The sequence below is a fragment of the bacterium genome, assembly GCA_040755795.1.
Lineage (GTDB): Bacteria > UBA9089 > CG2-30-40-21 > CG2-30-40-21 > SBAY01 > JBFLXS01.
The window spans coordinates 1-2,061 of record JBFLXS010000354.1 but is presented as its reverse complement, the minus strand read 5'-3'; the positions used below and the strand labels follow the sequence as shown (position 1 = coordinate 2,061).

The 2,061-nt window shown below is 40.3% G+C and carries 1 protein-coding gene; it reads left to right on the top strand.

All coding sequences use genetic code 11. From position 1 onward, the window contains the following. A partial coding sequence (locus AB1414_16430) for a right-handed parallel beta-helix repeat-containing protein (GenBank protein ID MEW6609005.1) occupies positions 1-1,941 on the top strand: 1,941 nt, incomplete at its 5' end. Positions 1,942-2,061 lie beyond the last annotated feature (120 nt).

The following is a 2,061-nucleotide window of genomic DNA, read 5'->3' as shown; positions in this document are numbered from 1 at the left end:
TCCTCTCCAACCATCACCAACAACACAATCTCAGGGAATGATGATGATGGCATCTACTGCTCCTCCTCCTCCCCACAGATCACTAACAACATTATTGTAAATAATCGGTATGGCATCTACAAATATTCTGGCAATCCTAATATTGATTACAACGATGTCTGGAATAATTCTTCAGGTGATTATTACAATTGCTCGGCTGGAGCACACGACATCTCCCAAAACCCTCAATTTATAAGCTCAATTGACTTTCACCTTCAATTTTCTTCCCCTTGCATAGACCAGGGCTTAAACACCGCTCCTGGCATTCCTGACAAAGATAAAGATGGCAAACCACGCATACTGAATGGTAGGGTTGATATGGGTGCCTATGAATTTCAGGGAACTCCACCGCCACCATCTACTTTTACCTTAACCTTAATCGTAATTCCTCAAACTATTACAGCCGGTGGGACATCAACCCTTTATGCCTGCGTAAGGGATGCGAACAGCAATCCTGTTTCAGATGGAACAATTGTGTATTGGCAGGGAGCAGATATGGCAACATCAACAACTTTAAATGGCACAGCCACAAATACATTTAAAGGAACAAAAACGGGCATCTATACAATTACAGCAACAACAACAGAAACCCCCCTTGCTACAATAACAATCACTGTCCTTGCAGGCAATCCAGCAACAATGACCCTGACAGCAAATCCATCAACAATCAATGCTGATAATGGCACATCAACCATTTCTGCTTATGTAACAGATAAGAACAACAATCCTGTCCAGGATGGAACGATTGTCTGGTTTAGTTACAATCCGTTCATCGGAACAGCCACAACTACCAACGGCACAGCAACAATCATAGTTCAAGGTCTAACTACTGTAGGAACATACATAATAACTGCAACAACAATAGACATCATTGCAACAACTACAGTTGTTGTTATTCCAGGAACAGTTAGCCAACTTAGTATTATTGCACCAGCAACAACTACAATAACTAACTCATTTACCCTTAATGCTATAGCCAGGGATAAATATGGGAACACAGTAACTACTGTTTCAGGAGCAGCTACATTGACAAATACGACAAATTCCATTACACCATCTACAATCAATCTAAATTCTGGTTTCTGGACAGGTTCTGCAACCATCACTACCTCACCAAATGGAGGAAGAGATATAATTACAGCAAGATATGGGACAGTAATAGGGATAGCCACAATCACAGTTTTTGTCCATACCCGGCAAGGCACAGTAACCTTTGGAACAATAACATCAGCAGTAATAGAGTTTGGCACAGGAACATTACCACCAGATGTTACAGTTTCTATTTCAACCTCAACATCCCAATCAGACTTACCAGGAAATCTACCATCAGGAATTAGTTTTGCCGGGGTTATCTATAACATTGAACTTAAGGATGAGCAAGACCAGTTATTTGGAACACAATCATTAGTAGGTTCAGCAACTGTTTCTTTTGCCTATTCGGATAATGATAATAATGGTTTGGTTGATAAGACGAATATAAGGGAAGAAAACCTTATTATCTATCTATGGAACAATGGAACATGGACAGCACTAACTACCTTTGTTAATGGCACACAAAATGTCGCCTGGGCTTATGTTCCTCATTTCTCAACCTTCACCTTAGGAGGAACACCAACCATAACATTTACTCCAACAAACGATGATGCCTTTGCCTATCCAAGTCCCTGGAAGAAGGGTGATGCGAAATATGGAGGAAGATATATCTATTTTGGCAGGGTTAGCGAAGGTTCAACTATTCGGATTTACAACATTGTCGGTGAATTAATAGATGAGATATTTGTAACAGACTGCCCTCAGGAATGGGATATTCAAAGCAAAAATCTTGCCTCAGGTATCTATATCTACTGCATCACCGGCGGAGCCGGAGGAAAGAAGGTTGGGAAGTTTGGGGTGATAAAATAGATTTGTAAGCGTTCAGGTGGTGTAACAAAAGGAGATGTGGAGATTAAGGAGATATGGAGATATTATTAAAAAAATTGGTAACTATTCACTATTCACCATTCACAATTCACCATTCACAAT